This is a genomic window from Paenibacillus sp. PAMC 26794 (assembly GCF_000316035.1).
Lineage (GTDB): Bacteria > Bacillota > Bacilli > Paenibacillales > Paenibacillaceae > Paenibacillus.
Genome location: NZ_ANHX01000041.1, coordinates 72,895 through 95,056, shown reverse-complemented (window position 1 = coordinate 95,056; position 22,162 = coordinate 72,895). Strand labels below are relative to the sequence as shown.

Sequence of the window (22,162 nt, the reverse complement as noted above, 5' to 3'; positions counted from 1 at the left end):
CTGATCTCCGTGCTTCTGATTATATCGTGGATTTTGTTCATCTGGTCCATGTCCGCACAATCCTATCAGCAACAAACGATTCAGCCTTGGCTTCATCAATGGTCTGAGCAGATCCAATGGGTATTAAGCTTGCCTGATATCCAGTTCACTTATGGTGAGCATCATTATTCACTGAATGCACGCCCCTATGACTTTGCCGAGTTCATATTTCGTAAAAGTGCGCATGTATTTGTTTATGCTGTGCTAGCTGTACTTGTCTATTGTGGCATGCGTTATCGAAGAAGCGGTATGAAAACCTGTATAGGAATTGCACTGGCTACCGTGATTGTGATCGCATCAATTGATGAATATATCCAGCAATTCAGCCCCAATCGGACAGCTTCCATTCGAGATGTTGGAGTTGATCTGATTGGTGCTCTCTGTGGTGTTATGTTGTGGATAGCGGGCGTAGCGATCTATCGGAAATTAAGATCATTTAGACGCTCTCATCACTAAAGAACGTGATTTCCCAGGAAATGCTGTGTGCAGACCCTGCTTCTACTTGTCTGCCATCCATCATAAGTATGGAGTAGGACAAGGAGGACTGGACATGCTGCGAAGAAGGAACCGGAATGCTTTGCTCAAAAAGATCGGGTTCATCACGATCATTGTATTATTGCTGTGGTTGATTGCCAGAACCATTCCGTATCTGTTTCAGGCAGATACATCGGATGAAGCTGCTGCTGTTGCCGAAGAGTTCTACAAGTATGAGCAGACGGGTGACTTCGGCAGTTCATGGGAACTGTTTCATCCCCTGATGAAAGAGCGGTTTCCCAAGAGTGCTTACGTACAGAACAGAGCACATATATTTATGCAGCATTTTGGCGTGGAAACGTTTGAGCTGGAGATGGAGAAGCCAGAGCGCGAGTTCGATGTAACCGTGATCGATGGCGTTAAGCCATTTTCTGAAGCCTACAGAATCCGGGTCACCCAGAAGTACTCAGGTACCTTTGGCCAATTCGATATTGTGCAGACCTGTTATCTGGTAGAGGATGGCGATGAGTGGACCTTACTCTGGTATTATCCAAATCAGAAAAATGAGGATACCTCGCAGGTCGACAAAAGTGACTGATCAGGAAATAATATTAACCCATACATTGAACCGAATTGTATCATTTACCTAACATGAGGCTCCAAAAATGCGAGACTTTTGTCGCATTTTTGGAGCTTTTTTTTTGTTTTTCTTGTTTTTATGGCTGTAAAGCCTTGACATTAGTCCCGGTGTCAAGTAAATTACGAGATAGATACAAAATGTATCATTTTTCAGCTTCTAACGACAAATAACAGGGACTTCAATGCTCCTTGTGAGGGGAAGGAATATCATTGATCGAAATGGACCGCTTTTACTGTGTCAGTTGTGGGATGATTGTGTCGGTCACTAGAAGCTCTGTCGAAATGAAGGAAGAGTGCAATGGAGGCAATCACGTATTTCGCACCGGATTCTACCGGAGTGAAATGCCGCTTGGATGCTGTGAAGCGTGTGTAGTTGAAGCGAAACGTCAGGGGAAATCCCAGTTTGCGGGACAATATACTAAAGATTATGATACACTATGTTCATATGAGAAACGGGCATGAATGATGTGCTCGTCCATGAAGGAGGGGATTGAATGCAGCAGGAGCCGGTCGTCCGGATTCAGGGCGTCAGCAAGATCATATCCTCCCGATCATTGGTCAGCGACCTGACTCTGGATATTTCTCCGGGGCAGGTTTTTGGTTTTTTAGGACCTAATGGCGCGGGGAAAACAACAACGATTCGGATGATGGTTGGACTGATGTCCATCAGTAAAGGTGACATTTTGATCTCGGGACACAGTGTGAAGAATGAATTTGAGAAGGCGGTAGCCCAGGTAGGAGCTATTGTAGAAAATCCGGAAATGTACAAGTTTCTGACCGGATACCAGAATCTCGTTCACTTTGCCCGCATGTCGCCGGGAGTTACGAAGGAACGTATTGCGGAAACGATTGAGCGTGTTGGGCTTACGGCCCGTATCCACGATAAAGTCAAAACCTACTCACTGGGCATGCGCCAGCGTCTGGGTGTCGCGCAAGCAATATTACATAAACCGAAGTTGCTTGTACTGGATGAGCCGACCAATGGACTGGACCCACAGGGCATACGGGAACTGAGAGACTATTTGCGTGAGCTCACCCGAGAGGAAGGTATTACGGTCTTTGTATCCAGTCATTTATTGTCGGAGATGGAACTGATGTGTGATACGGTGGCCATTATTCAGAACGGCAAGTTGATTGATGTAAGAAATCTTCGGGCTGAAGCTGGGGCGGATGCATTAATCGAAGTTGCTTTTGAGCTGAATGATGCTGACCGCGCTGCGGATCTGATTCAGGGTGCTACCGTTCAGGGCAATGTCCTGGTGATGCGTGTGTCTCGTGAGCAGATTCCGGATATCAATGCCAAGCTGGTTAGCGAAGGGTTTCAGGTATACGGTATTCGTAACGTGACTCACACCCTGGAAGAACAATTCTTGCAAGTCACTGGGGGTGGAGGCATTGGGTAGTTTTGGTAATCTGATATTGAATGAGAATATGAAAATTTTCCGTCGTCCCCGTACCTGGATCATGTTAGCCATTCTGGCTTTGATCTCACTGTTAATGCCAGTGTTATTGCGGGAAGGCATGGGAACCGATGGTGTTTCGTTCTGGCAAGCGGCGGTAACAACGATACAAATTGTGTTCTTTCTGAATACGATCTTCTGTGTCGTGATTGCAGCGGAAGCGGTAGCTGGAGAGTTTACCTGGGGAACCATTAAGCTGTTGCTGATTCGGCCATGGTCACGAAGCAAGATTCTGGCTTCCAAATATCTGACTGTGATCATCTTCAGTATTCTGAGTACACTGCTTGTCATTGTAATGGCAACCGGAATGTCCTATATGCTTTTCTCGCATGACACGCTGGACGCTCAGCCAGGAAGCAGCAGCTCAGCAACGAATTCACTAGCATTATGGGGATATTTGTACGTTGATCTGTTCATTACGCTTGCGATTGCCTTTATGGTGTCTTCCGTATTTCGTTCAGGTGCACTTGCGATTGGATTATCCCTGTTCATTATGTTCTCACAGAGCATCTTTTCACTCATATTTAATCCGGTCCGTTATGAATGGGCCAAGTATGTTCTATTCAACAACATGGATCTTAGCAAGTACATGACCTCCGGGGCGGATTTTGCGCTAATGGGTGGTCCAAGTGCAGGAATGACACTGGGTTTCTCCATTGCAGTCCTAGCGGTATATTACGTTATTTTCATGGTGATTTCCTGGGTTGTATTCAGCAAAAGAGATGTGGCAGGCTAACGCCTGCTTCTTTTTTTTGTTCCAATGCTGTTTTGGAAAGAAAAAAAGGGTATATTCAGCATTGCCTGTGGCATGACTGTCATTTAAGGGTACTTAGTATCATAAGTAAATGACTAGATATACATATGAACGCCGCAGTCACTTTGGCAGAGCAGCGCATGGAGGGATCACGTTTCTTGATAAATAACAAGTTCTACCGCATATGCACAGCGATTATTCTGCTACTGCTCATCGTGTATCTGGGGGAAAAAGTGAACTTTATTTTCAGCCCCCTGACCTCACTGATTCACATCATCATCATTCCGCTGCTGATTGCTGGTTTCTTCTATTATCTGCTGCGCCCGCTCGTCGATTATATGGAAAGGCATAAGATCAAGCGTGCATTGTCAGTTCTGATTATTTATGTCGTAATTGCATTAATACTTGCAGGTTTTAGTGTGCTTGTATGGCCTTCCCTGCGTGAACAATTGATGAATTTTGTGGAGAATGCTCCAGCGTTGGTTACTTCACTCAGCGATCAGTTGAATGCACTTGAAAAGAGCAATGTTGTATCCAGATACCTGCCTGATGATTCCAATCTATTCTCACGATTATCCGATGTTCTGAGCCAAGGGATCACTCAGGTAACCAATTATGTCTCCGGGTTATTCTCCGTGGTATCCAATCTGGTTATTATTCTGGCAACGTTCCCGATCATGTTGTATTACATGCTCAAGGAAGGCAGCAAGTTTGGAACGAATCTGACCTTATTGTTGCCAAGACATTATCGGAAGGACGGGGAAGAAACCGTCCATGAGATTGATGAAGCACTAAGCAGCTATATTGTTGGCCGGGTTATTGTTAATGTAGCCCTGGGGATTCTGATGTACATCGGTTTTCTCATTTTAGGTTTGCCTTACGCATTGCTGCTGACCGTTGTATCCATTATTCTGAACTTCATCCCTTATGTGGGTGCTTTGCTGGCAGCTATTCCGGTTGTCATTGTCGCGTTTATCGAATCACCTTCGATGGCGATCTGGTCACTGGTCATCATTGTGATCGCACAGCAAATCCAGGATAACCTGATCTCACCTTACGTCTATGGCAAGCAACTCGATATTCACCCACTGACTACCGTTATCCTTTTGCTCGTGGGTGCTGATCTGGGAAATATCTTGGGTATGATCATCGTTATTCCCCTGTATATGATTATAAAAATTATAGTTCGCAAGATCCATTATCGGATTGTTGAAGATAAGACTGAAACTTAAATGGAATTTGAAATACAACGCTGTCATGTGCCACTACTAATGTTTGTTATTGAATCACATCGATAAGCTCAACAGGATAAGCCGCATATCAATGGTGAAGGGTCAGGTAAGTTTGCCCTCGCCATGGATATGCGGCTTTTTTTCATACATATTGCTCACTCATGTTATATCTGTTATACTTGATATATAACAGATAACAAAAAGAAGGTGAACCCTTGATTATTCAACTGGATATGCAATCCGAACTTCCCATCTATTCGCAACTTGTTTATCAAATTATTGAAGGCATTGCTAGTGGTGAGTTACAGCTAGGTGAGGCGTTACCTTCGGTTCGGAATTTGGCCGCAGATATCGGTGTTAACCTCCACACCGTCAACAAGGCTTATACATTACTCAAGCAAGATGGATACATTCTGGTTCATAGACAAAAGGGAGTCGTAGTGAACCCTGATGGAATGCCTGGTTTAACGGATGATTTTTTGAAAAAGCAGCAAAGAGAATTTAGACCGATTATTGCCGAAGCGATCTGTCGCGGAATGACCAAAGAGGAACTATCTGCGGTGTTAGACCAAATGTATGATGATGTGAAGATGGGTCACAACAAAGAATAAAGAATCAAGGGAGTGTGTTTTGTATGCAACTATTTAGTATATTACCTATTATTTTAATCTTTGCTCCATTAGCCATACTTCTATCCTTTGCACCATATGTGACAAGGAAAACCATCAGCTTTGGGGTTACGGTAAGCGAGTATAATTACTACACACCCATCTTGCGTAAGCTGCGGAGTACGTTTGCTACCGTAAGTCTGATCGGAAACGGGATGATTATACTTGTCTGTCTGTATTTACTCCCATCTGCTAATGAAAAGTCTACGGCAATGATCACGGGTGTGAGCACAGTAATATTCATTGTGTACTGGTCAGCACTACACATCTTATTTCATTTCAAGATGAAAAAAATAAAGGGAACACTTACAACTGTAGAAGCACCTCAACGGGTTAAGATCGATACCACCTTCCGCCAAAATAAACTCACCTATTCCAACTATTGGTTTCTCATTCACATTGCTATTATCGTAGCCATTGCGATCATTTCAATCCTGAATTATAAGGCACTCCCTAACGTCATTCCAATGAAATATGATCTTCAGGGCAATGTCATTTCCAGTGCGCCTAAAACCTACCTCTCGGTACTGGCTATTAATCTTGTGCAGCTAGGCATCATTGCACTTATGATGTTGGTGAACTGGAGTATTAAAACAAGCAAACAGCAGCTTACTCCATCTAATCCTGCTCAATTTGCGGCTGATCATATCCGATTTCGCCGTAAGTGGTCCCTATTTACGATCATAACGGGGTTGCTTCTTACTATTTTATTTGCCTTCATTCAGATAAATATGTTCGTCCCGAATCTCGTCTTGTTAAAAGGTATTATCTTCATTACCCCTGTGCTGATCTTGTTAGGCGCGGTAGGGCTATCTCTCACAGGCAGACAAGGCGGTGGGAAAATTCGGAATCATCAAGAGGATCGTGAACGATCCAAGGAGCAGCCTGTGAATGACGATGAACATTGGAAGCTTGGTTTTATTTACTTCAATGCCAATGACCCTTCTTTTACCGTAGAAAAACGGTATGGAATAGGCTGGACAATTAACTTCGCTCGTCCACTATCTTGGGTCCTGTTGTTATTCATCATTGCTATTGTTGTTATAAGCAGAGTTCTGAGCCAATAAATGCTCATAGATCTATGCATATAATAGATGAAATTATTAGGAGGAGTTATTACAATGAACAATTGGAAAAAGCTATTACTTTCTCTTACTTTCGTAGGTCTCATCCTTCCGGTGACATCCATCTCAGAAGCTGCTGAAAAATCCGCTGGTAGTGAAAATTTAGTTCCTATTCGTGAGATTGCAGAAAAGAATGGAGCAGAGGTATCTTGGCAACAAAAAACAGGACAAATCACAATAAGTAGAAGTGAGCTTACTATTGTAGTTAAGGTAGGAGAGAAACAGGCGATAGTGAATGGGCAAGTCGTACCCTTAGACAATCCTGTTCAGTTAACGAAAGGAGTTGCCTTTATGGCTGGTGAATTTCTTGCCGAGACGCTGAAGGCAGCACCTGAGGACATATTCATTTCACTTATAAGTGAGGGTAACGGCAAAGAGGCTGCCAAGTATGTTCATACCTCTGTAAGTGGAGTGTTGTCACCCACGATGTTGAGTCAGCTGTGGGGAGCTTTAGAAGGACAAAATGGCAAAATTACAAGTGAAGCCATAGCTAAGCATGTAGAAAATAATACAGTGCATCGCAATGTTACCTATACGTTCAAAACAGAGCTGACTCGTTTAAATATTACGGTCAGAATGAATCATAACGGACTTGTGGATGATTTGCATATTGCCGCCGCTACGCCAGATGTGTATCAAAAACCAAGCTACGACGACCCATCTACCTATACAGAACAAGACATTACGGTTGGTCAGGGTGATTTAGCTTTACCAGGGGCATTAACGTTGCCCAAGGGAGAGGGACCTTTCCCGGCTGTCATTCTGGTACACGGATCTGGGCCTAGCAATCAAGATGCTGCCATTGGTGGTGCAAAGCCGTTTCGCGATCTTGCGGTAGGTTTAGCTTCACAAGGAGTTGCTGTATTAAGATACGATAAGGTCACGTATGAGCATACCTATAAGGTGGCTTCACAGCCTAAATTCACATTAAAACAAGAGAGTGTAGATCAGGTAAACGATGCAGTAGAATTCCTTAAAAAGAATGCACATATTGATTCTACAGCGATTTTTGTAGCTGGACATAGTCAAGGCGGGTTTGCAATGCCGTTAATCATTGTTGAGGATAAACAACATGATATTGCAGGAAGTATTTTACTTGCTGCACCAAGTAGTAGCTTTGTGGATGTGCTTACCGAGCAGCAGGACGAATTGGTAGAACGGATGAAGAAGCTAGGTTTAGACACGGATGTCATTCAAGGACAAGCTGATTTTTATAAAAATGTGGCTGCGATGGTTAAAGATCCAAAATATTCTGTAGATCATCTTCCTGAGGCGTTTCCACTTCATCCTGCTTATTGGTGGTTTGAGCAGAGAGATTATGTGCCTGCGGAACTGGCTAAAACACAAAATATCCCTATGCTTGTTATACAAGGCGAAAACGATGTGCAAGTGTCTATGCATCAATTCCAAACCTGGAAATCGTCTCTTCAAGGTCATTCCAATGTAACGTACAATAGCTATCCAAAGGTAAATCATCTTTTATCCAGCTATGATGGACTTTCAATCGGTCAAGAGTACGCTGAGCCATCTAATGTCTCCAAAGCCATTATCGATGATATTGCGAAGTGGGTATTAAGATAACATGGAGAAGTGACGGATGGGGCGAGATATAAGAAGAGGAGCACTTACCAAAATAGGCAAGTGCTCCTCTTCTTATTTATAAATTTGCTTTATTTAGACCAATTGGACTCTTTCTCGTCTTCATCTGTATAATCAGACATGGTCAGTGGTTCCTTGGGAACAACGGCCACTTTGTAGAACCGATTCTTGTCTTTTTCCAGCAAAACAAAGATTAGATTCTCGAACTCATATTCTTCCTGTTCGTTCATCTCGGGACGATGGCTGTAGAGCCAGCCACCAATGGTGTCCCACTCATCTGCATCCAGGCTGGACATAAACATGTCGTTCACCTTCGATAAGGAAACCTTGCCATCCATAATGACATAGTTCTCATTGATGACTTGGATATCTTCCACTTCGTCTGCGTCGAACTCGTCGCGGATCTCACCAACAATCTGCTCAAGTACATCCTCGATGGTTACAATTCCGGAAGTTCCGCCATATTCGTCGACAAGTACGGCGATATGTACGCCATCCTTCTGCATTTTCTTGAGTAAATCCTTCACAGGAGTTGTTTCGTGAACAGCGGATACAGGCTGAATCAGAGAAGACAGATCAACAGGTTCCTCATTTCCGTAAAGTTCCAGGAAGAATTGTTTCGTATTAATGATACCGATGATATCGTCTTTACTCTCATTCACTACTGGAAAACGGGTATATTGTTCTTCGCGAATGATCTCCAGGTTTTCCTCGTTCGTTCTATTCACATAAAGGCAGACCATATCGGTCCGGGGTACCATGATTTCTTTGGCTAACATCTCATCAAAAGCAAAGATCCGGCTTACATAACCGAACTCGGCTTGGTTGATTTTACCACTTTCAAAGCTTTCATTAATAATGATCTGCAACTCTTCTTCGGAGTGTGCATCTTCATGTTCAGAAGCAGGTTTGATTCCGAACAGTTTCACCAGTTGGTTCGCTGAGCCGTTTAATAGCCAGATAAAAGGATACATAATTCGGTTAAACCAGATGATAGGTGTAGATGTCAGCAGTGCAACAGTCTCGGCTTTCCGGATTGCAATCGTTTTTGGAGCGAGTTCACCGACCACAACATGCAGATACGTGATGGAAGCAAACGCGATAACAAATGATAAGAATGAAGAAACCGCCTCAGGAATTTGCAAGCTTTCAAACACAGGGTGGAGAATCTTCTCTACCGTCGGTTCACCCAGCCAACCCAAGCCCAGAGATGTAATCGTGATTCCAAGCTGGCAGGCGGACAAATAGCCATCCAGATTGGCAACGGCTTGTTTCACAGCCAGCGCACGCTTGTTTCCTTCTGCAATCATTTGGTCGATCCGACTCGGACGAACCCGTACCAGAGCGAACTCCACTGCAACAAAAAACGCCGAAAGTCCTATCAAAAAAGCAACCAATACTAAATTTAACGCATACCTCTCACTTTCCATTCACTGCTCTTCTCCTTTAGGTAATAAGTTTTTAACGAGTATTATATCTAATTTTACGTAAGAAGACCACCTTCTCATGAAGAAAAGAGGAAGAGTCTGGAAGGGGGAATGAGCAGATTGGCGTCACAATGCGGATCTGCTCCATGATAAATCTGATATGTAGATGGTAACACAGTCATAATATACAACCTATGAGCAGAAATTCGGATTACCAGAATCAAGTATTCCACGTGCTTATGTAAAGTTTTATCTAAGCAAACGTTACGAATAGGGGGTACATTGGGTATCTATGATTAGCTGTATACATAATCGTCAAAGCTGTGTAGGTGAGAGAAAGGCAAGGTCATGAAGCTTGCCACCTGAGGAGGAAGCCGAATGTTCTGGCTGGTCATTATATTAATCGTATTTATTTTCCAGGCTGCCACGATTCTTTTGCTGGAATTTCGTAATCCGGCTAAGGCTGTGGCTTGGCTGTTTATTTTGTTCTGCGTGCCTTTGATCGGTTTTGTAGTGTACTATTTTGTGGCGCAGGATTATAACAAACGAAAAAAACTTCGCAAGGGTGGATCGCGCATCTTCCGTGAAATGAAGGAAACGATCTGGGAACAAGCCCACATCATTGGAGATGTCAAACATATGCCTGGCGATCGTTTCAGTCACCAGCATCGATTGTTTAACCTGTTATCCCATCTGTCGGAGAGTCCGATTACGGGTTGTAACCACAGTACGGTACTCACAAATGGTGAAGAGGCATTTGCAGCAATGCTAAGGGAAATGGAAAAAGCCAAGCACCATCTGCATGTGGAATTTTACATTTTCCGTGATGATGTCATCAGTACGAAGTTTCAGGATGTCATGATTCGCAAGGCACAGGAGGGCGTGAAGGTTCGGTTTATCTGCGACGGTCTCGGCAGTCACAAGATGAAAGGGAGCTTTATCCGTAAACTTCAGGATGCAGGTGTGGAATTCCATTATTTTCTCCCACCGCTGATCGCTACGATTGACCGCAGAGTAAACTACCGGAATCACCGCAAAATAGTTGTTGTGGATGGACAGGTCGGTTTTGTGGGTGGCATTAACGTAGGTGATGATTATCTTGGACAATATCCAGAGGTGGGTTTCTGGCGGGATACACATGTGCAGATTGAGGGAGATGCCGTATATTTTCTGCAAAGTACGTTTCTTAACGACTGGAAATTGGCTGCTGGTGAGCGAATTACTGAGCCCCAGCTTGCAGGATTATTTCCTCCCCATATATGTAGCGGGGAAGAACGAATTCAGATACTGGCTAGTGGACCGGATCAGGACTGGGATGCCATTCAGGAAATGTGTTTTGGTGCCATTTCTGTAGCCTGTGACCGGATCTACATTACCACGCCTTATTTTATACCTGATCCTGCACTGTATGAGGCACTCAAAACAGCTGCTGTCAGTGGTGTCGATGTGAGAATTATCATTCCGTATCAATCCGATTCAAGGCTTGTGCATCTGGCCTCACTTTCATATGTGGAGGAACTGTTGCGAGCAGGTGTGCAGTTCTTCCAATATCGTAAAGGTTTTGTACATGCCAAAGTGATGATTGTAGATGAGTTGCTCGCTACAGTCGGAACAGCCAACATGGATATGCGCAGTTTTTTCTGCAATTTCGAGTTGACGGCTGTCCTGTTTGAGTCCTCTGCGATTCATCGTTTGATCACTGACTTTGAACGTGATCTCGGGGAATGCAGTCAGATCGATGGGAAGGTATTTCAGAAGCGTTCACGATGGCAAAAAGGCGCAGAAATGCTTTCTCGGATGCTTTCTCCGCTTCTTTAGCCGATTTAGGGCAGATTTCTGAAGATAAGTTCACTTTTTGTGAATTTATCTTCTTTTTGCTAAGTATTTTGCGCAAATTTGATCTTTTATGATATAATAGATATATAAATCATGTCTTGGCGAAGGAGGGGAGTCTGCGGGAAACAGGCTCTCTTTTGCTCTCTGTTGAAAGTGTAACCGGAATTAAGACAATCTTGAATCCATTTCATATAGCCTTTAGATGCTTGAGCTCGTACTGACAGGGTACGTATAGAATCAATCTTTTTGTTCTTCTATATGTAGGTTCCCCCGTGGAGTATTTAAATGATTTATGAAATGGATTCACATACTGATCCAACGGGGGGGATACCATGTCCAATGTTACGGTTAAAGAATTAAAAGAATTAACATCCAAGGCGGACCGGAATGTAAAGAGCTCGGTGTTTACGCTGAAGCTTCTGCAACGTATTGTGATGATTCTGGTCGGTGCTGCACTTATGGCTGTGTCACTCGAAGTATTTCTCGTGCCCAATGGCGTTATTGATGGTGGGATTACGGGGATTTCAATTATGGTGTCAGAACTTACACATCTGCCACTCGGATTATTCCTGACCTTGCTCAACTTGCCTTTCCTGATTCTGGGTTACAAACAAATTGGTAAAACATTTGCGTTATCTACACTGCTTGGGATCGTTGTGATGTCCATTGGAACAACATTGTTACACAAGGTTCCTGCATTAACACCGGGTGAACCGCTGCTCGGAGCTGTGTTTGGCGGATTGATCTTGGGGGTTGGGGTTGGTTTGGTTATTCGATCTGGCGGTTCACTGGATGGTACAGAGATCGTTGCCATTCTGCTGAGTGAAAAATCACCACTGTCTGTAGGACAGATTGTACTATTCATTAACGTCTTTATTTTCGCAGGTGCAGGATTTGTGTTCGGCTGGCCGAATGCCCTGTATTCCATGATTGCCTATTACATTGCGATGAAGATGATTGATATTGTGAATGAAGGATTGGATCAATCCAAATCGGTATGGATCATTAGTGAGAAGTATCGTGATATTGGTTCGGCCTTGACGGACCGTCTCGGTCGTGGAGTTACTTATCTGGATGGAGAGGGTGGATTCAGCGGAGATGAGAAAAAGATCATTTTCGTCGTGATCACTCGTTTGGAAGAAGCGAAGTTGAAGTCCATCGTTGAAGATTGGGACCCGCAAGCCTTTGTGGCGATCGGTAACATTCATGATGTGAAGGGCGGACGATTTAAGAAAAAAGGTATCCATTAGCGATTGATATATACATGAATGATAATAGCCGACACCCTTGTGATGAGGGAGTCGGCTATTTTTTCTTCAAATGTTTGAGAATGAGCTCTACCGGTTGGGGTTCAACAGCTGCGATTAAATCACCGGTTTGGTTCAAGCGTTCAATAATGTTCATTAGATGGTAATCCTGGATGGAGACGTTGCTTCTAACCTCATCCCAGGTAAGGGGTGTAGAGACAGTGGCGCCGGATTTGGCACGTGGTGTATAGGGAGCGGCAAGGGTCTTGCCTCCATAATGCTGGAGATAGTCAAAATAAATGCGGTCTCCACGATCCTTTTTGAGTCGTTCCAGTGTGAACAGATCCGGGTGCTTCTGAGTGACATATTTGCCCACAAAATAACCGATATCCCGTAATTCATCAAAGGTTATACCTTGAATAATCGGAACGATGATCTGAACTCCTGTTGCGCCCGAAGTTTTGGGAATGGACCTCAGACCAAGGGAAGTCAGGGTTTCGCCAACGATGAGTGCAGCTTGCATGATCCGGGGTTCATGTTCCTGAGAGGGGTCCAGATCAATCATCCATTCACTGGGCAGATGGCTTCCCACAGTATGCAGAGAAGGATGAAATTCAAGTGCGGCCAGATTGCCAAGCCATAACAATTCGGGAAGTCCGTTCATGACCACATAGCGGATGCCGTCGTGAACTTCAGTGCGCACATAATCTGGTACAGGCTCAGGGGCATTCTTTTGATAGAAAAATGTTCCTCCAGCGCCGTGGGGATATCTTATCGTGGTGAGAAGTCGATTGCTCGTATACGTGAGCAGATAAGGAGCGAGAGCGGCCAGCTTTTGCAGATAGATGGCTTTGGTGACACCCGCATCCGGCCATAACAGCTTGTCCGGGTTTGTTACGGTCAGCTCAGTGCCGTCTATTATGATGGTTCCTTGGATCTTGGGGGCCATAGCAGAATACCTCCTATACGTGTAATCAATTCTGGACTGACTCATTGAAGAAGCTGGTTCGCCAGACAATCCTCACGGGTTACATCCGCGAAGGTCTGAATACTGGGATGGCGTAGAGTGTGATGATGAGTCAACTCCATATATTGCACTTTGACTCCTATTCGCGGTTCCACCCAGGTGGTCTCTGCACTGCGCTCGGGTACATTATGGAACGGGCTGTCCTGCCTGATCAGAGGCTCGACTTGATGTGTGAGTTCCCGCCACGTATTGGAGTTCAATTTGCCAGTCCCGACATGACCAATATAGACAAAGTTAGGCCCATTATATACACCGACCGCGACGGCATTCACAATACCGCTCCGGTACGTGACTCCCCCGATCATGGCATATACGTCATGCATGATTTTGACCTTCTGCCAGCGCTGGTCCTTGCCCTGTATGCCATAACTGCTGGTGAGATCCTTGCAGACGATGCCTTCCATCTGATGTTGTCTCATGACCGTAAGCAGGGAAGAGGCATCAAGCGTATTGGTGACCTCCTGAACATGGGGAGCGGTGTTAAGGACCTCGTGCAACAGGCGCTGTCGATCTGCCAAAGGCTGATCCGTCACCCATTTCCCCTCATAGAACAGGATATCAAATACCATATATGTGACCGGAATCTGATGTATGGCTTGCGCGATACCTTCGGGTCTGCTCATCCGATCCCGCCGAAGAACGTGATAAAACGAAGGTTTTCCGGTGTCCGGGTCCAGCGCAATAACTTCTCCATCCAAGATATAGGAGGATCCTGAACATAAATTGCGTGGTGTTACCAGCTCGGGATATTGTGCGGTTCGATCATGTAATCTGCGATTCACGAGGCGCAGCTCATGCCCGTCCTCATAGGCAAGCATGCGGACTCCATCCCACTTGACCTGGGCAATCCATTGCGTCCCTGTGGGCAAAGTATCTCTGGAGATGGGTTCGAACGGAATCAACGGTTTGAACATGGGGAACTCCTTCCTCGTACACCAATTAGCGCAGGTTAATTCGGAATTTCACTATATTTTTTGAAGCGGGACTTCATATGATGTACCAGAATGAGCAGTAACGGAAGTGCTATACCACAGGTCAGATCCCAATCAATCCAATAGGGAATAACGACCTTGAGATAAAAGTTCTCGTTCGGAGAGATTAGAATAGACATGGCGAGAATAAGCATGGCACCCGGCAGGATCAGAGAACGGTGACTGGACAAGCGAAACAGGTGAGCGACGCCCAGGACAAAACCGTAGAAGAACAGAGCGGCTTTGAAGAAAACAGCGATAATCCAGACCGATGCTATGAAAGCTTCGATGCGTTGCATAAAGTTTCCGATATTGATCTTCTGTGAAAGAATGAATGAAGCGAACCAGTGATGCTGGGTCATCCATGGTCCCATGACGAGCAGACACATACTTAGCGTCAGGGTGAGTAACAATCCGCCAATCATCCCTGCTAACAGGATGTCCTTCTCCAGATGGGGCTCATTTTTTGTGTAGGGAAAAAGCATCATGAAGATGCACAGTTCACAGTAGGGATATGTGAGTACAGCAACAAAACCTTTGAATGGATCAAGAAACCCTTGTGCTAGCACAGGTTGGATGTTAGCTAAATGTATATGGGGGATTAGAAACACCGTCAGAAAAAGCAGAAACAACACGATCAGAGGAAGAAAGACCTCAGCAGTCTTACCAATGCTCTCCAGACCCGACAGAAGCCCCCAGACAAGCGAACACATAAAAACCAAATGCAGAATCAGTAATGGAGATTCCGGCAAGATCTGGGTAGACATAAAATCGCCAATCTCCCTAATGAACGTTGAGGTACTGATCAGGAAATAAAAGAGATAAAAAGAGCCAAACAAGGTCCCGATCCAGGGTCCCAGTGTTCGAAGGGCATTTTGAATCAGATTTAACCGGGGATGCAGTTTGTAGGCAACAAGCATAATGAAGAGTATGCCAAGGCCCCCTGCGACACCCAACAAGGCTGATAACCAGGCATCCTGATGAGCGTAGGATGTGATCATGGAAGGGAAGACCAGAATTTGCTCCCCAATTGTGCACAGGAACAGGAGTGAAGCGAGCTGTCTAACAGTCAAACGTCCCTTTTCGATCATGAGGTATCTCCTTAACATATCTTGTCTATGTATTGGTTAGAATGCACCAATTGTGACAGTTTTATAAAAGCCAACTCAAAAAGCCCGTGCAGCCGATCTCTCTGTGATGTAGAGAAATCAGTTACCCGGGCTTAATAAAATGAGGTTAAGCAAACATATTGTAATGCCTAAATAAAATCAGTTCGCAGTTGTCAGACGTATACGAATATTTTGTGGGTCTACCGTAAACCAGGTACCCTCCACTTGTGTAACGACTGCACCGGATTGACGCAATTGTTCAAGTGCCTGATCCAATTGTTCCTGTGTGGCGTACACAATGGTGAAGTAGTCAATTCCTGTAGCGTTATCTGGATTGACAGGTGCATTCACTCCCGCCCAGATATTAAGTCCCAGATGATGATGATAGCCGCCTGCGGATACAAATAGTGCTGACATGTTGGCGAAGTTACCCACGATATCAAAACCGAGTATGCCGGTGTAATAGTTGCGGGCTTCTTCCAGGCTGCGGACGTGGAAATGTACGTGACCAATAACGGTGCCAGCAGGCAGACCCTGCCAAGGTTCATTCTCCGATATGGCAAACAGGCTTTCCACATCAACAGGATCACTTGCCATCACGTAATTATTGTCGCTATCCCGTTTCCAGGTGTCACGTGCACGGTCAGCATAGATTTCAATCCCGTTCAGATCGGGATCGGAGATATAGAAGGCTTCGCTGACCAAGTGATCGCCTTGGCCGATATCGATACCGGATGCGGCCAGATTACGAAGAGCAAGACCCAGGGACTTACGGTCAGGCAGCAGGATGGCGAAATGATACAAGCCAGCGTGTGAGCGTTCCGGCAGGGTAATTCCATCCGTGAGTTCTTCCAAACGCAGCAGGGATTGTTTTCCGTCGGCTGTCAACGTAGCCACTTTGCCACTCCGCTCCAGTAATTTCAATCCAACCACATCGGTATAGAACTTAATTGAACGGTCTAGGTTCATAATTCGCAGACTCACTTCACCCAGATGGGTTGTGGCAGGAATTTGATACGTCGTATTCATAATGGTTTCCTCCTGATAATAGATAATATGGGTTCTCGTTTGATTGTGTATATGCGTTGAAAACGGATTATTTAATTGCATCCTGTTGAAGCAGAATTACAGGGTGACTGTATAATCATAAATAAGTTACTTTTCATAAGTTAATATAAAATATAAATCAGCTTTCGTCAATCGTATTTTACGATTATAGCTGGAGTTTTATTGACTAGAACTGCTTCAATAGTTCTGTAAAACAAAAAATCCGACTGTGAAGCCGGATCGGAGTAAACATCATTACATGAGTTATATAACGGAATCGTTCTTGCCCGGGCGACAGTCAAACTTTTGGTTTGGGTGTCGCCTTTTTTCTTTTGGCTGGTGCAGCAGGTGTATCGGATTCTCCTCCGGCAACCGCTTGAGCGGGCGTTTTTCGCGGTGCACGTTTCTTAGGTTTGGCGGTTGTTGTACCTGGGTCAGCTGGAATGGGCTTCACTGCCTCGATGCTTGCCTGCAAGGCAGCCATCAAATCCATTACATTAGCTTCAGGTTTGGCAGGAGCAATCTTGATTTCTTCGCCCGCCACTTTGTGTTGGATAAGATCCAGCAGTTTGCTGCGATAGTCATCGGTATATTTACCGGGTTCAAAAGGCGTGGACAATTGATCAATCAGCAGCTTTGCCATCGTGAGTTCCTTCTCATTCACGTTCTGCACTTCCGGCAAGTTGGGCACCTGGGAGACAGGACGAATCTCGTCCGGATAGAAAATCGTCTCCATGGAGAGGCAATCTTCCAGTACACGTATGGCAGCGAGACTGCTCTTCGAGCGAATGGAGATTTTGGCGATGCCAATTTTGCCGGTATCCCGCATCGCGTTCATTAACAACTGGTAGGCATTTCCACCCGCCTGATCGGGCGATAGGTAATATGTTTTTTGAAAATAAATCGGGTCAATCTCAGTCAAGTCCACAAAATCCAGAATGGTAATGGTTTTGCTGGTGGAATCATTCAACGCTTCCAATTCATCTTTCTCGAAGAGAACAAACTTTCCTTTTTCATATTCATAGCCTTTGGTGATCTCTTCCCACTTCACGTCCACTTCACAGGAGGGACATTGACGGACATAAGCGAGCGGGCTGCCGCAGACTTTATGGATATAGCGCATGGAGATGTCTTTGTCTTCGGTAGCCGAGAACATTTTGACAGGGACATGCACAAGGCCAAAACTGATTGCCCCTTTCCAGACGGTATGCATAGATCGGCTCCTTTCAAAAGGTTGTTCAAAAATTCCGCCTTCTCGGTACTGAAAACCGGACTTTTTGAACACGGATTTATATTCAATAGTATGGGCATCTGGAGCAAGGGATAATCGTGTTATGGACGAACGAATTCGTATGGTTCGGCGAGACTCGGGGATGATAACAGAAACATGCTTGGATTCCGACAGGATGACGAGCATGGGATAGGTAGTTATTCTCGCAGCACATATGCCGGGAGGTGCAATATTGAAGAACAGACGTGATGAGGAAGAAGCACACAAGCATACATTTTCTCCGTATCCTCTTGCCAAAGCCGAAAGTGCTGAAGAATTCTATACACCTGCTACAGCTATAAACTGGGAAGCGGTCACTTCGGAAGAATTGCCCCTTGATCGGGAGTCGTTCATGCTCGATATTGACCGGATGGTGAATGAAGGGTTAGGCGGGGGACAGGTTACGGAAGATAACGGTTATATTGGTGAAAGTACAACAGATAGCATGGTTCGGGAATCACATGATGATCCGGAAGGGGAGTATGAATAAGATGATGGATGCGAAGCGCGCCAAAGCGATCTATGATTCGAAGGATACCATTGCCGTTACATTGGAGGGAGATCCAGTCTGGATCGAGAATGTGGATGAAGCTAATGGCATGGCGACCGTGCAGGTTGGCAGCAGGCCGGGAAATACCCAGACGGTTCGTGTGGATCGTTTGGAGGAGTAGATACAAGTAGCATATAGTTATTGAGGGATTCGAGAATGAATAAAAGCTGAAATATATGCATAACACGGCCGGTACCGAGAGGTGCCGGTTTTTTGGTTTTTCCTAGTAGGTGTCTGAAACTTCAAAGGAAGCGAGTTTTGAGACACGTCTAATAATGCATGTTATATTTCCGCTTGCCTCCTTGGATGTTGCGGGGGAAGAAAGGGACCGATATAATAAGGTTCAAAGTGAACTCAGGCGGCTGGACCGCCAAAGGTGGGGCGAATATTGAATCAGACGCACGAGCAGTGGGTGTACCAATCCCATGGCATTGCAGATACAGAAGCACTCGCTTCCGCACTCGCCAGACAGGCAAATGCCGGCATGGTGATTGCTTTGGATGGTGATCTGGGCGCGGGAAAAACGGCATTTTCACAGAAATTTGCCTGGCATTTGGGTGTACGTGATGTGGTAAGCAGTCCCACATTCACGCTAATCAAGGAGTACGAAGGGCGTCTGCCTTTATATCACATGGATGTATATCGCATATCGCTGGAAGAAGCGGATGAGCTTGGACTTGATGAATATTTCTATGGAGCCGGAGTCAGTCTGGTGGAGTGGTCGAGTATCATTCCCGAATTGCTGCCGCAAGAGCACTTGCATGTGCAGATTGAAACAACGGGCCTGGAGGATCGAACGATTACACTGGACGGGTACGGCGAGACTTATGCAGCCATGTGCCGACAGTTCAGACAGAATGGAGTCAAATGATGATGGAAGATTTACAAAAAGAGCCGCGTCAGCGGTTTTTGGCGTTGGATACATCCACCGCAGTGATGGCAGCTGCGATGATGGAAGATCATGCGCTTCTGGAAGAACGCAATGAACGGGCTGAGCGCAACCATTCGGTACACGTCGTACCGGTGATGGAGCAGTTGCTGGCCGCCAGCAGCACACAGCCTGGGCAACTGGACGGCATTGCCGTCGGCGTTGGCCCAGGCTCGTACACGGGCATCCGCATTGCGGTGACCGCGGCGAAGACACTGGCCTGGGCGTGGGACATCCCCGTAGCCGGGGTGTCCAGCCTTCAGGCCATCGCCTGGGGCGGCTGGCACAGCGGCCTTGCCGCCAAGGCAGAAGCTGCGGCAGAGGATGCCGCAGCAGGGGCTGGCGGAACGCCATCCGCGGACCAGGGCAGCACAGGTGCTGCCCCTGTCCACTGGATCGTTCCGCTTGTGGATGCACGGCGCGGTCAAGCGTGCACCGCGCTGTTTGCCTCCGCCGGGAGCGATGCGCCCCGGCGTCTGGCGCCTGATGCCATCCGCAAGATGGACGGATGGCTGGAAGCCCTCGCCGCCCGCATGGCGGAGGCGGCGCCGGAAGAGCGGCCCGCAGCCGTCTGGATCGTCGGCGAGACGGGCCCTCATGCTGCGGCAGCGGCGGAGCTTCGCTGCCCCGCAGGAACGGCGCTCCAGCTCGTACCTTATGAGCTGGAAGGCCGCTGGGTTGGGCGCCTTGGCGCCGCCGCGCTGCTTGCAGGTCAGCGTGATGACGTGCATGCGCTGGTGCCAAACTACACCCAGCTGTCTGAAGCGGAAGCCAATCTGCTGCGCAAAGGCTGAAGGGGGAGGGGAAGCAGATGGACAACGTGGCGAATAATAAGCAGGAAGCAGCGCTTCAGTTCAGGTTCATGACACTCGCGGATATTCCCGATGTGATGGAGATTGAACATGAGGCCTTTACCCTGCCCTGGACGGAAGAAGCATTTCAAAATGAATTGACACACAATCAGTTTGCTAAATATATGGTGATGGAATTGGAAGGCAAGGCCATTGGCTATGCAGGTATGTGGACGATCATGGATGAAGCTCATATTACCAATATTGCAGTCAGAGGCGCGTATCGTGGACGCAAGCTTGGTGAAAAGTTACTGGATGAATTAATGAGTACAGCGGCTTATCTCGGGATGGAACGAATGACGCTGGAGGTCAGAGTCTCGAACAGCATTGCACAGCGTTTATATCAGAAAAAAGGGTTTGAATCGGCGGGTCTTCGTAAAGGGTATTACTCCGATAATGGGGAAGATGCGATGATTATGTGGGCGAACTTGCCGTCTGCAGGCCGGAGCGGCGAAGAGGAAGGAAGCGTACTGGATTCATGAACGAACTCAATGAAAAAATAAATTCTGCACCATCCTATATTTTGGCGGTGGAGACAAGCTGTGATGAAACATCGGTAGCTGTAGTTAAGGATGGGAGAGAAGTGTTATCCAATCTGATCTCAAGTCAGATCGAGACGCATAAGGCATTCGGTGGTGTAGTACCTGAAGTGGCTTCACGCAAACACGTTGAAGTCATTACGTTGATGCTGGAACAAGCGATCGAACAGTCCGGCATTCGTCCACGTGATCTAAGTGCAATTGCCGTAACACAGGGGCCTGGACTGGTCGGAGCACTGCTGGTGGGTATCGTTGCGGCCAAAACGATGGCGATGGCACTGGGCAAACCGCTCATTGGTACACATCATATTGCGGGGCATATCTATGCCAACCGACTTACTCATGAACTGCAATATCCAGCGATGGCACTGGTCGTATCCGGTGGACATACAGAACTCGTGCATATGGAATCCGAGGGTAAGTTCAAACTGATTGGTCGTACACGTGATGATGCCGTAGGCGAAGCGTATGACAAAGTAGCACGTGCACTGGGTTGTCCTTATCCGGGAGGCCCGCATGTGGACCGGATGGCGTCTGAAGCGGAGGATGTAGTGCCATTACCACGGGTATGGCTGGAAGCAGGTTCGTACGATTTCAGTCTCAGTGGTCTGAAGTCTGCTGTACTGAATGTGCTCAACCAGGCCAAAATGCGCGGAGAAACCTTGGAGCCGTCTGCGGTAGCACGTGGTTTCCAGGAAGCTGTTGTTGAAGTACTGGTGGAGAAAGCGGTTAGAGCTGTTCGTGAGTATGGTTCACGTCAACTGTTATTATGCGGTGGTGTTGCAGCTAACCGGGGGTTACGCTCGGCATTACAGGAGCGATGCACGAAGGAAGGGCTTGAACTGTTAATCCCGCCAATGGAATATTGTACGGATAACGCGGCCATGATTGGAGCGGCTGCGTATCTGAAATGGCAGCGGGGAGAAATTGCTGAATTTGATGCCAAGGCAGATCCAGGACTTTCCTTGGAGGAATGGTCCGTTCAGTCCGTATAGGCAGGCAGTTTGAGATTAAGAGTTGACAGCAGGGATGTAAAGAATGTATATTTAGTTACAAATTTAAACAGGAATTTATCTTCCTGAGCTGATAAACGCGATGAACAGGAATAGTAAGGTCATTCCCGGTCTTAGAGAGCTGCGGTATGGTGCAACGCAGTCGAAGGAAACCTGAAACTCACCTGGAAGCGGAACGATGGAACACGGTGACTCCCCGGGAGAATCCGAAGGCCGATCATGGCCCAAAGTACATGGTTACGGGTTGCCTCCGTGAATGGGCCGTTGTCGGTAGAACCGTTATTACAAGGATCGACTGACGATAACTGAGGGGGCTTTCAGGCTGCTTCAAGTGATTCGGATATGCGAAAGCATTCAG

General features: G+C 46.3%; 23 protein-coding genes and 1 other annotated feature (1 of these 24 cut by a window edge). Of the genes, 17 read left to right on the top strand and 6 right to left on the bottom strand.

The features are described 5' to 3' along the window. Positions 1 to 9: 9 nt before the first annotated feature. The 9 genes from D829_RS0116960 to D829_RS31275 all read left to right on the top strand — a co-directional run bounded on the left by D829_RS0116960 (position 10) and on the right by D829_RS31275 (position 7,971). Positions 10 to 495 (top strand): VanZ family protein, encoded by a 486-nt coding sequence (locus tag D829_RS0116960; RefSeq protein WP_017690107.1) that lies wholly within the window; start codon positions 10 to 12, stop codon positions 493 to 495. Positions 496 to 589: 94 nt separating this feature from the next. Continuing rightward, positions 590 to 1,111, top strand: a complete 522-nt coding sequence (locus D829_RS0116955; protein WP_017690106.1) for a hypothetical protein — start codon at positions 590 to 592, stop codon at positions 1,109 to 1,111. 251 nt (positions 1,112 to 1,362) lie between these two features. After that, positions 1,363 to 1,614: a hypothetical protein gene (locus tag D829_RS33445; protein WP_152417059.1), complete on the top strand. Its 252-nt coding sequence runs from the start codon at positions 1,363 to 1,365 to the stop codon at positions 1,612 to 1,614. A 32-nt stretch (positions 1,615 to 1,646) separates the two neighbouring features. Then, positions 1,647 to 2,555, top strand: a complete 909-nt coding sequence (locus tag D829_RS0116945; RefSeq protein ID WP_017690105.1) for an ABC transporter ATP-binding protein — start codon at positions 1,647 to 1,649, stop codon at positions 2,553 to 2,555. Next, the gene (locus D829_RS0116940; protein WP_017690104.1) at positions 2,548 to 3,348 is read left to right on the top strand and encodes an ABC transporter permease; all 801 of its coding nucleotides are present in this window, start codon (positions 2,548 to 2,550) and stop codon (positions 3,346 to 3,348) included. The genes D829_RS0116945 and D829_RS0116940 overlap by 8 nt, the downstream gene beginning before the upstream one ends. A 158-nt stretch (positions 3,349 to 3,506) precedes the next feature. After that, on the top strand, positions 3,507 to 4,598 hold the full coding sequence (locus D829_RS0116935) for an AI-2E family transporter (RefSeq protein WP_036661373.1): 1,092 nt from the start codon (positions 3,507 to 3,509) through the stop codon (positions 4,596 to 4,598). Between the two features lie 215 nt (positions 4,599 to 4,813). Continuing rightward, positions 4,814 to 5,209: a GntR family transcriptional regulator gene (locus D829_RS0116930; RefSeq protein ID WP_017690102.1), complete on the top strand. Its 396-nt coding sequence runs from the start codon at positions 4,814 to 4,816 to the stop codon at positions 5,207 to 5,209. 23 nt (positions 5,210 to 5,232) lie between these two features. Continuing rightward, positions 5,233 to 6,333, top strand: coding sequence for a DUF5808 domain-containing protein (locus D829_RS0116925; protein WP_017690101.1), 1,101 nt, complete (start codon positions 5,233 to 5,235; stop codon positions 6,331 to 6,333). 54 nt (positions 6,334 to 6,387) lie between these two features. Next, on the top strand, positions 6,388 to 7,971 hold the full coding sequence (locus D829_RS31275) for a stalk domain-containing protein (protein WP_017690100.1): 1,584 nt from the start codon (positions 6,388 to 6,390) through the stop codon (positions 7,969 to 7,971). Positions 7,972 to 8,060: 89 nt separating this feature from the next. Here D829_RS31275 and D829_RS0116915 read toward each other — a convergent pair whose 3' ends face one another. Continuing rightward, positions 8,061 to 9,419, bottom strand: coding sequence for a hemolysin family protein (locus D829_RS0116915; RefSeq protein ID WP_017690099.1), 1,359 nt, complete (start codon positions 9,417 to 9,419; stop codon positions 8,061 to 8,063). Positions 9,420 to 9,794: 375 nt separating this feature from the next. Here D829_RS0116915 and cls point away from each other — a divergent pair, with 375 nt between their 5' ends. Continuing rightward, complete coding sequence (gene cls, locus D829_RS0116910) at positions 9,795 to 11,234, top strand: cardiolipin synthase (protein ID WP_017690098.1); 1,440 nt, start codon at positions 9,795 to 9,797, stop codon at positions 11,232 to 11,234. 350 nt (positions 11,235 to 11,584) lie between these two features. Then, complete coding sequence (locus D829_RS0116905) at positions 11,585 to 12,502, top strand: YitT family protein (protein ID WP_017690097.1); 918 nt, start codon at positions 11,585 to 11,587, stop codon at positions 12,500 to 12,502. Positions 12,503 to 12,557: 55 nt separating this feature from the next. On the opposite strand, the gene ligD is transcribed toward D829_RS0116905, so the two are convergent. The 5 genes from ligD to D829_RS0116880 form a co-directional block, all read right to left on the bottom strand. Beyond that, on the bottom strand, positions 12,558 to 13,448 hold the full coding sequence (ligD, locus tag D829_RS0116900; RefSeq protein ID WP_017690096.1) for a non-homologous end-joining DNA ligase: 891 nt from the start codon (positions 13,446 to 13,448) through the stop codon (positions 12,558 to 12,560). Positions 13,449 to 13,489: 41 nt separating this feature from the next. Further along, positions 13,490 to 14,440 carry an RNA ligase family protein gene (locus D829_RS0116895; protein WP_017690095.1) on the bottom strand — a complete coding sequence of 317 codons (951 nt, stop codon included), beginning with the start codon at positions 14,438 to 14,440 and terminating at the stop codon, positions 13,490 to 13,492. Positions 14,441 to 14,475: 35 nt separating this feature from the next. Further along, complete coding sequence (locus D829_RS0116890) at positions 14,476 to 15,588, bottom strand: endospore germination permease (RefSeq protein WP_017690094.1); 1,113 nt, start codon at positions 15,586 to 15,588, stop codon at positions 14,476 to 14,478. Between the two features lie 177 nt (positions 15,589 to 15,765). Then, positions 15,766 to 16,635, bottom strand: coding sequence for a VOC family protein (locus D829_RS0116885; RefSeq protein ID WP_017690093.1), 870 nt, complete (start codon positions 16,633 to 16,635; stop codon positions 15,766 to 15,768). A 316-nt stretch (positions 16,636 to 16,951) separates the two neighbouring features. Continuing rightward, a complete protein-coding gene (locus D829_RS0116880) occupies positions 16,952 to 17,866 on the bottom strand; it encodes a Ku protein (RefSeq protein WP_017690092.1) in 915 nt (304 codons plus the stop codon). Between the two features lie 250 nt (positions 17,867 to 18,116). Between D829_RS0116880 and D829_RS33735 the strand changes: the two genes are divergently transcribed. The 6 genes from D829_RS33735 (at position 18,117) to tsaD (ending at position 21,786) form a co-directional block, all read left to right on the top strand. Then, positions 18,117 to 18,413: a hypothetical protein gene (locus tag D829_RS33735; protein WP_017690091.1), complete on the top strand. Its 297-nt coding sequence runs from the start codon at positions 18,117 to 18,119 to the stop codon at positions 18,411 to 18,413. Between the two features lie 4 nt (positions 18,414 to 18,417). Continuing rightward, entirely contained in the window at positions 18,418 to 18,594 is a 177-nt protein-coding gene (locus D829_RS0116870) for an H-type small acid-soluble spore protein (protein ID WP_026081228.1), read from the top strand. Between the two features lie 267 nt (positions 18,595 to 18,861). Then, positions 18,862 to 19,344 carry a tRNA (adenosine(37)-N6)-threonylcarbamoyltransferase complex ATPase subunit type 1 TsaE gene (tsaE, locus tag D829_RS0116865; protein ID WP_017690089.1) on the top strand — a complete coding sequence of 161 codons (483 nt, stop codon included), beginning with the start codon at positions 18,862 to 18,864 and terminating at the stop codon, positions 19,342 to 19,344. A 2-nt stretch (positions 19,345 to 19,346) separates the two neighbouring features. Beyond that, positions 19,347 to 20,195, top strand: coding sequence for a tRNA (adenosine(37)-N6)-threonylcarbamoyltransferase complex dimerization subunit type 1 TsaB (gene tsaB / locus D829_RS0116860; protein ID WP_026081227.1), 849 nt, complete (start codon positions 19,347 to 19,349; stop codon positions 20,193 to 20,195). Positions 20,196 to 20,212: 17 nt separating this feature from the next. Further along, a complete protein-coding gene (gene rimI, locus D829_RS0116855; RefSeq protein WP_017690087.1) occupies positions 20,213 to 20,734 on the top strand; it encodes a ribosomal protein S18-alanine N-acetyltransferase in 522 nt (173 codons plus the stop codon). Beyond that, complete coding sequence (tsaD, locus tag D829_RS0116850; protein ID WP_017690086.1) at positions 20,731 to 21,786, top strand: tRNA (adenosine(37)-N6)-threonylcarbamoyltransferase complex transferase subunit TsaD; 1,056 nt, start codon at positions 20,731 to 20,733, stop codon at positions 21,784 to 21,786. Before rimI ends, tsaD begins: the two co-directional genes overlap by 4 nt. A gap of 91 nt (positions 21,787 to 21,877) precedes the next feature. Beyond that, positions 21,878 to 22,162: a binding site (T-box leader), on the top strand; it runs 74 nt beyond the window's last position.

Bases quoted from the DNA above. Each gene is read 5' to 3' on its own strand.
- D829_RS0116955 (WP_017690106.1), top strand. From the start codon at position 590: ATGCTGCGAAGAAGGAACCGGAATGCTTTGCTCAAAAAGATCGGGTTC.
- D829_RS0116945 (WP_017690105.1), top strand. From the start codon at position 1,647: ATGCAGCAGGAGCCGGTCGTCCGGATTCAGGGCGTCAGCAAGATCATA.
- D829_RS0116935 (WP_036661373.1), top strand. From the start codon at position 3,507: ATGGAGGGATCACGTTTCTTGATAAATAACAAGTTCTACCGCATATGC.
- D829_RS0116925 (WP_017690101.1), top strand. From the start codon at position 5,233: ATGCAACTATTTAGTATATTACCTATTATTTTAATCTTTGCTCCATTA.
- D829_RS31275 (WP_017690100.1), top strand. From the start codon at position 6,388: ATGAACAATTGGAAAAAGCTATTACTTTCTCTTACTTTCGTAGGTCTC.
- D829_RS0116915 (WP_017690099.1), bottom strand. From the start codon at position 9,419: ATGGAAAGTGAGAGGTATGCGTTAAATTTAGTATTGGTTGCTTTTTTG.
- cls (WP_017690098.1), top strand. From the start codon at position 9,795: ATGTTCTGGCTGGTCATTATATTAATCGTATTTATTTTCCAGGCTGCC.
- D829_RS0116905 (WP_017690097.1), top strand. From the start codon at position 11,585: ATGTCCAATGTTACGGTTAAAGAATTAAAAGAATTAACATCCAAGGCG.
- ligD (WP_017690096.1), bottom strand. From the start codon at position 13,448: ATGGCCCCCAAGATCCAAGGAACCATCATAATAGACGGCACTGAGCTG.
- D829_RS0116895 (WP_017690095.1), bottom strand. From the start codon at position 14,440: ATGTTCAAACCGTTGATTCCGTTCGAACCCATCTCCAGAGATACTTTG.
- D829_RS0116890 (WP_017690094.1), bottom strand. From the start codon at position 15,588: ATGATCGAAAAGGGACGTTTGACTGTTAGACAGCTCGCTTCACTCCTG.
- D829_RS0116885 (WP_017690093.1), bottom strand. From the start codon at position 16,635: ATGAATACGACGTATCAAATTCCTGCCACAACCCATCTGGGTGAAGTG.
- D829_RS0116880 (WP_017690092.1), bottom strand. From the start codon at position 17,866: ATGCATACCGTCTGGAAAGGGGCAATCAGTTTTGGCCTTGTGCATGTC.
- D829_RS0116870 (WP_026081228.1), top strand. From the start codon at position 18,418: ATGGATGCGAAGCGCGCCAAAGCGATCTATGATTCGAAGGATACCATT.
- tsaB (WP_026081227.1), top strand. From the start codon at position 19,347: ATGGAAGATTTACAAAAAGAGCCGCGTCAGCGGTTTTTGGCGTTGGAT.
- rimI (WP_017690087.1), top strand. From the start codon at position 20,213: ATGGACAACGTGGCGAATAATAAGCAGGAAGCAGCGCTTCAGTTCAGG.
- tsaD (WP_017690086.1), top strand. From the start codon at position 20,731: ATGAACGAACTCAATGAAAAAATAAATTCTGCACCATCCTATATTTTG.